Annotated in this window: 7 protein-coding genes; 3 read left to right on the top strand and 4 right to left on the bottom strand. The window is 72.8% G+C overall.

Annotated features, from left to right (window positions below; translation table 11 throughout):
* Nucleotides 1-156: 156 nt before the first annotated feature.
* Entirely contained in the window at nt 157-1545 is a 1389-nt protein-coding gene (locus ABT247_RS30655; RefSeq protein WP_350749087.1) for an MFS transporter, read from the bottom strand.
* Between the two features lie 557 nt (nt 1546-2102).
* On the opposite strand from ABT247_RS30655, the gene ABT247_RS30660 reads away from it, so the two are divergent.
* Complete coding sequence (locus ABT247_RS30660; RefSeq protein ID WP_350749090.1) at nt 2103-2831, top strand: DUF4232 domain-containing protein; 729 nt, start codon at nt 2103-2105, stop codon at nt 2829-2831.
* 77 nt (nt 2832-2908) lie between these two features.
* Here the strand turns inward: ABT247_RS30660 and ABT247_RS30665 are convergent, their stop codons facing one another.
* From ABT247_RS30665 to ABT247_RS30675, 3 genes are all read right to left on the bottom strand, one after another.
* Nucleotides 2909-3514, bottom strand: a complete 606-nt coding sequence (locus tag ABT247_RS30665; RefSeq protein ID WP_350749093.1) for a TetR/AcrR family transcriptional regulator — start codon at nt 3512-3514, stop codon at nt 2909-2911.
* A gap of 56 nt (nt 3515-3570) precedes the next feature.
* Nucleotides 3571-4533, bottom strand: coding sequence for a quinone oxidoreductase family protein (locus ABT247_RS30670; protein WP_350749096.1), 963 nt, complete (start codon nt 4531-4533; stop codon nt 3571-3573).
* A 136-nt stretch (nt 4534-4669) separates the two neighbouring features.
* Entirely contained in the window at nt 4670-5158 is a 489-nt protein-coding gene (locus ABT247_RS30675) for an NUDIX domain-containing protein (RefSeq protein ID WP_350749099.1), read from the bottom strand.
* A 174-nt stretch (nt 5159-5332) separates the two neighbouring features.
* Between ABT247_RS30675 and ABT247_RS30680 the strand changes: the two genes are divergently transcribed.
* Both ABT247_RS30680 and ABT247_RS30685 read left to right on the top strand, forming a co-directional pair.
* Nucleotides 5333-6160, top strand: coding sequence for a helix-turn-helix domain-containing protein (locus ABT247_RS30680; protein WP_350749102.1), 828 nt, complete (start codon nt 5333-5335; stop codon nt 6158-6160).
* On the top strand, nt 6157-6372 hold the full coding sequence (locus tag ABT247_RS30685; protein WP_350749104.1) for a DUF397 domain-containing protein: 216 nt from the start codon (nt 6157-6159) through the stop codon (nt 6370-6372). Before ABT247_RS30680 ends, ABT247_RS30685 begins: the two co-directional genes overlap by 4 nt.
* Nucleotides 6373-6419: the final 47 nt, after the last annotated feature.

Raw genomic sequence — 6419 nt, forward strand, 5'->3', positions numbered from 1 at the left:
TTTTTTGTTTTTTTTTGTGTTTTACCACCTCTCGGGGGGGCTTTCCCACCCGCCCGCCGCCCCCCCCGCCCCCGCCCCCCCGCCGCCGTTCAACCGCAGGCCGCGCAGGCCGCGCAGGCCGCTGGGTCGCGTACCGCGGCCGGTGCGCGCTGCCGGTCAGCGCGCCGGCTGGGGCACGCGCTGGGACGGGACGGCCGGGGCCGGGCCCTGGGCGGCGGCGGCCGGAGCGGCGCCCAGCGAGGTGCCGCGGGTCTCCTCGGCCCACAGGGCGCACACCAGCAGGCCCACGGCCGTGGTCCCGGCGGCGATCAGCATCGTGGGGCCGGTGCCGAGGCCGGACAGCGACAGCGGCAGCAGGTAGGTGCCCACGGCCGCGCCGATCCGGCTCACCGAGGTGGCCACGCCCACGGCGGTGGCCCGGATCTCGGTCGGGAACAGCTCGTTCGGGTAGGTCCAGTCGAGCACGTTGGGCCCGCCGCACAGGAACGCGTACGCGCACAGCGCGGTCAGCGCCACGGCGGCCGGGGCGGTGGGCCACACGCCCAGCAAGGCCAGCGGGACGGTCATCAGCGCGAACGACCAGATGATGACGGGGCGCCGGCCCCGGGTGTCGATCAGGCGCAGCGCCGGGTAGCAGCCGAGCAGGAAGACCAGGCTGACCAGCCCGGTGCCCAGGGTCTCCATCACCGTGCCGCCCGGCATGCCGAAGGAGGAGAGGATCTGCGGGCCGAAGGTGAGCATCGCGAACAGCGGGCCGACCTGGCACAGGAAGAACAGGCCGCAGAACAGGGTGCGCCGCCGGTAGGGCGGGGTCATCAGCAGCCGCAGCCCGCCGGCGCTGCGGGCGCGCGCGGCCGGGTCGGGCATCAGCTCGCGGCCGTCGACGCGCACCCCGAGGTGCTTCTCGACCACCCGCACCGCGTCACCGACCCGCCCGTTCGCGGCCAGCCAGCGCGGCGACTCCGGCGAGCCGCGCCGGATCACCAGGAAGACCACGCACAGCACCGTGGAACTGGCCAGCATCCACCGCCAGCTGCCCGGTCCGGCCAGCTCCAGGAACAGATAGCCCACCACGTAGGCGAGCACCGAGCCGGCGTACCAGGCGACGATCTGCTGGCCGAGCAGCCGCCCGCGGTGCTTGGCGGGCAGCCACTCGGCGAGCAGGGAGGTGGCGATGGGGTAGTCGGCGGCCACCGCCATGCCGAGCACGAAGCGGAGCACGGCGATCGCCCACACCGCGTCCACCCAGAAGGAGAGCACCGAGCAGGCCACCATGACGAGCAGGTCGGCGGTGTACATCACCTCCCGGCCGATCTTGTCGGTCAGCACGCCGAACAGGGCGCCGCCGACGAACATGCCCACCAGCGCGGCGGCGCCGATCAGGCTGACCTGCGCGGTGGACAGGCCGAGGTCGGGGCGCATGCCGATCAGGGCGACGCCGACGATGCTCAGGATGTAGCCGTCGAGCAGCGGCCCACCCGAGCAGGCGAGGGCCAGCCTGCGGTGGAAGGCGGTATACGGGGCGTTGTCGATGGTCTGGGACATGGGTTTCGGGGTCCTCCGGAGCGTACGGAGCGCTGTCCGCGCGCCGTGCGCCGGGTAGACGGCAGGGAACGGCGCCGCCCACCGTGGACGGCGCCCCGCCCGGGCACACCGGGCGACCGTCCACGATTGCCCGGACCCGCCGTGAACACCGCGAGGTCGAAGGTCAACCGGATCAATGACCTTGGTCCCGAAACGGACAGGCCCTTCGACCACCCCGATCCAAGGCTCGCCCAGTCCTGCCGGGCCCTGCGGCCCCCCGGGCCCTGCGCCGCCACCAGGGCGCCGGAGCGGCGTGACCCTTCTCACCCGCACGGACCCAAACCCGCCCGGGGTGTGGCCTGCCCCACAACCCGGCCCGGTCGGCGACGGCGGGGGGCGGCGCGGCGAGCAGGGCCGGCTGCCGCACGTGTCAACGACGCCGCACCTGACCGGATGTCACAGTCCCATCCCCGTCGTGTCCTGACGATTGTGACGCCCCGCCCGCCACCCGAAACCGCCCCCCGAGCGTCCTGTGAGGTGTCCGAGCAGTCAGCACGCACCACCACCGGGGAGCCACCATGTCCGTCCGCCACCGCCGTCCGCTGCTCGCCTGCGCCGTCCTCGTCGTCGGGGCGGGGCTCGGGTCGACCGCCTGCGGGCCCGACAACGCCGACCCGGCCGCGGCCCCCACGGCGGGCGCCACGGTGGCCGCCACGCCCCCGACGGCGGGCGCCCCGGCGAGCGCCACGGCCTCGCACCCGGCCACCGGCGCGCCGCAGACGCCCGGCGCGAACCCCTCCGGCGGCCCCGCATCCGGCGGCACCGCATCCGGCGGCGCGGGCGCCGGATCCGCCGCCGCCCGTCCGTGCGACATCAAGAACCTCACCGTCCAGGCGGCGGCCCGCGCCGGGGCGCCCCACCAGTGGGTGATAGAGGTGCGCAACACCGGCGCGGCCGCCTGCACCCTGAGCTCCTCACCGGGAGTCGACCTGGGCGACTCCGCCGCGGCCGACCGGAGCAGGAACATCAAGCCGGTGCTCGCCAGCGGCACCGCGCGCTTCCCCGTCCCGGCGGGCCGCAGCGCCTACGCGGTGATCGACCTCGACCCGAGCGGCGCCACGACCGGCACCGCCCCGGGCGTCAACGAACTCAACGTGCTGGCCGACCAGGACGACGCCAACATGCCCCTCGCCGACACCAGCAACGTCCCCCTGCCCGGCGGCGTCCACGTCCTGAACCCCCGGATGGGCCTCTACCGGGCCGACGTGGCGCAGGCGGTCGCCTCCATGACCACCGCCGGCAAGTAGCCCGGCACGGCCCCGGCAGCGGCCCGGCCCCCGGTCCCGTACCGACCCCGCGCCGGACGTCCGCGCGCGGCCGCGGGTCAGCCGCCCGTGCCGGGGCGGGCCGCGCGCAGCCGGGCGATGCCCACGTCCAGCGCGGCCTCCAGATGCGTGAGGTCGCCGGTGGTGAGCAGGATCAGCACCCCGCCCTGGACGCCGGCCAGCAGCGCCGCGGCCTCCCGGTCGGCGTCCAGCTCCGGGGTGACCTCTCCGGCGTCCTGCAGCCGGCGGATGCCCGCGGCGAGCTGCCCCCGCCACTGCCCCAGCAGCTCGCCGGCCACCGCCCGCGCCGCGCTCGTGGCCGATCCCAGCTCGGACAGGGCCACGTGCAGCGGGCAGCTCGGACCCTGCGCGCGGTAGCGGGCGACGACCTTGTCGCGCCACTGCTGCCAGTCCTCCCAGGACGCCAGGGCGCCCAGCTCCGGCTGCTGGTCGTCGATCACCCGAGCCGCCTCGTGGCGGGCCACGGCCAGCAGCAGGTCGTCCTTCCCACCGGGGAAGTAGTGGAACAGCTGGCTCTTGCTGGTCGCGGTGCGGGCCATGACGTCCTCCAGCCGCAGCGCGAACACGCCCTGCTCGCGGATCTGCCCGGCGGCGCCCTCGACGATGCGCAGCCTGGTCGCGGCGCCCTTGCGGGTCAACGGCACGAGTCCCTCCCGGTCCTGGTCGCAGGGCTTCGAGACGATCCTCCCCCACCCCCGGCTCAGGGCAGGAGCAGCAGCTTGCCGGTGGTGCGCCGGGACTCCAGGTCCGCGTGCGCCCGGGCCGCCTCGGCGAGCGGGTAGCGGCCGGTGATCCGCGGCGTCAGCCGACCGTCCAGGACCAGGCCGAACACCTCGCCGACGCGCCGCACCAGGGCCTCGGGGGTGGGGACGTGGTGGTGCACCACGGGGTAGGTGAGCAGGATGCTGTTCGGCAGGTCGGTGGGCCGCAGCGTGGGGACGCCCATGAACGGGCCGTAGTAGGCGTGCACCCCGTGCGGGCGCAGCGCCAGCTGCGAGGACGTGAAGGTGTCGGCGCCGCCGCCGTCATAGACGACGTCGGCCCCGCGCCCGCCGGTCAGCTCCCGCACCCACGCCTCGAAACCGCCGCCGGAGTGGACCAGCACGTGGTCGGCGCTGGCCTCCTTCGCGGCGGGGGCCTTCTCCTCGCGCGAGACCAGGCCGAGCACGGTGCCGCCGCGGGCCTTGACCATCTGGGTCAGCAGCAGGCCCACCCCGCCGGCCGCCGCGTGCACCACGGCGGTGTCACCCGGGCCGATCGGATGGGTCTCGGTGCTCAGGTGGTGGGCGGTCAGGCCCTGCATCAGCAGGCCGCCGGCCGTCTCGTCGTCGATGCCGTCGGGCACCTTCACCAGGGAATCCGCCGGAACGGCGAGCAACTCGGCGTAGCTGCCCGGGTGGTAGAACCAGGCGACCCGGTCGCCGACGGCCACCTGCGTCACCCCCGCGCCGAGGGCCGTGACGTACCCCATGCCCTCGGCACCCAGGACCGCCGGCGCCTGCCAGCCCGCGGCGCCCTGCGAACGGGCGCCGACGTCCATGTAGTTGACACCGGCCGCGCCCAGGCGCACCAGCACCTCGCCGGGGCCGGGGACGGGGTCGGGCAGCTCGGTCCAGCGCATGACCTCGGGGCCGCCGTGCTCCTCGATCCGGATCGCGTGCATGGGGTGACCTTCCTGTACGGGCTCGCTCGAAGGGAACGTCCAGCACGGTAGGCCGCCGAAAATGGACCCACAAGTCCAGAATCCTTGCGTCGAACGGGAGTTGCCGAGGGTGAGGCCGCAGGTCCCGGATCCTTGATCAGCCGACCGGGACCGGGACGCCCCGCACGAGCAGCGGAAGACCGGCGCCGTGCTCCCAGGCGTCCCACGCGTCCTCGACACGCCGGTCATGGTCGTCCGCCATGACCTCGCGCAACCTGGACCGGGGCACCCAGTGCAGGGTGCGGATGCCGTCCGGCGGCTGGTGGCGGCCGACGGCCTCGGCCTGCCGGGGAGTGATCATCCCGCCCGCGTAGACGAAGTTGACGCCCTCGGGGGCCTTCGCGGCGGGCACGTAGTCGATCGTGAGGATCGTCCGCAGGGCGATGACGAGCCCGGTCTGCGTCTCCAGGTGCCGGCGCGCCGCGAGGTGCGGAAGCTCGTCCTGCTCGGCGCTGCCGCCGGGCAGGACCAGGCCGTCCCGGTGGGCGGAGTCGACCAGCGGGACGAGGAACTCGTCCCGCTCGTCGGGGTCCTCGCGCAGCACGAAGACCTGCTGGCCGCAGCGCTGGGCGGGGGGACGGGACATGAGGCGGGTCGTGCTCAACTCTGCTCCAGACGTGAGGAATCGACGGCCGCAGGCGCTCTGAGTCGCGCTGCGCGTCCGGTGGATCACTGGATGTAGCCATGGTGGCGCTCAGCTCGCTACGATCACCAGGCTTCAACCTTCACAGTTCTGCCGAGTGACAAGGCGGGGAGAGCCATGGGGCCCGATGAAGACGATCAGTCGTTGTCTCCTGCCATGCGTTTCGGGAGCGAACTCCGCAGGCAGCGACGTGCAAGAGGTTGGTCCCAGACCGCACTTGGCAAGCGGATGGGCTACAGCCATGGGCTGATCTCGTACATCGAAGGAGCGAAGAAGCCTGTAACGCGTAAATTCGCGGTTGCGGCCGACCAGGTGTTCGATACGGGTGGGTTGTTCGTCGAACTGTGGCGACGGATCTCGAACGCCAGCCTGCTGGAGGGATTCGACGAGTATGTCGAGGCGGAGACGCGGTGCCGGAAGATCCGCACCTTTGAATTGAACGTCATTCCTGGCCTGTTCCAGACCGAGGCGTACGCAGTGGCCTTGGCGAGTGCGGCAGTTCTTCGCGGCAGCATCACCAGGTCTCAAGCGCAGGAGCGAGTCGGGTTCCTGATGGGACGACAGCAGGTACTTCGTCGGGATCCGCCGCCGACAGTCCACGCGGTCATGGACGAGAGCTGCCTTCGTCGCCCGGTGGGAGGGCGTGACGTCATGCTGCATCAGCTTCAACATCTTGAGGGCCTGGCCGAGCTCCCGAACCTTACGCTGCAAGTGGCCCCGTTCGTCCTCGGGGAGCATGTCCCATTCACGATGCCGATAGTTCTGCTGACTCTGCGAGACCGCTCGGTCGTCGGCTATGCCGAGTCTCAGGCGCGTGGCATCGTGGAGCGAGGACACAAGACGGTGGAAGCCTGGGACAGTGACTACGATCAACTCCAGGTGGAGTCACTGTCGAAGGCGGCTTCACTCGATGTGATCCGCGCTGCTCGGAAGGACCTCGAATGACCAGCCCCACTCTCGACTTGACGGGTGCCGTGTGGAGAAAGTCCGGCTTCAGCAACAACGGGGGCAACTGCGTTGAGGTGGCGCCCGGGTTCGCCGGTGTGATGCCGGTCCGCGATTCGAAGGACCCTCACGGGCCGGCCCTGGTCTTCCCGGCCGAGGCCTGGGAGTCGTTCGTCGCCGCCGTCCGCAGCGGCGAGTTCGGCGACGTCTGACACCCGCACGCCCGACGCCGCGGGCCCGGACCGTGCACGGTCCGGGC

Origin of the sequence: Kitasatospora sp. NPDC001539, from assembly GCF_040298565.1 — a bacterium.
Lineage (GTDB): Bacteria > Actinomycetota > Actinomycetes > Streptomycetales > Streptomycetaceae > Kitasatospora.

Coding starts and splice junctions, on each gene's coding strand:
- ABT247_RS30680 (WP_350749102.1), top strand. CDS start 5,333: ATGGGGCCCGATGAAGACGATCAGTCGTTGTCTCCTGCCATGCGTTTC.
- ABT247_RS30675 (WP_350749099.1), bottom strand. CDS start 5,158: ATGTCCCGTCCCCCCGCCCAGCGCTGCGGCCAGCAGGTCTTCGTGCTG.
- ABT247_RS30670 (WP_350749096.1), bottom strand. CDS start 4,533: ATGCACGCGATCCGGATCGAGGAGCACGGCGGCCCCGAGGTCATGCGC.
- ABT247_RS30655 (WP_350749087.1), bottom strand. CDS start 1,545: ATGTCCCAGACCATCGACAACGCCCCGTATACCGCCTTCCACCGCAGG.
- ABT247_RS30685 (WP_350749104.1), top strand. CDS start 6,157: ATGACCAGCCCCACTCTCGACTTGACGGGTGCCGTGTGGAGAAAGTCC.
- ABT247_RS30660 (WP_350749090.1), top strand. CDS start 2,103: ATGTCCGTCCGCCACCGCCGTCCGCTGCTCGCCTGCGCCGTCCTCGTC.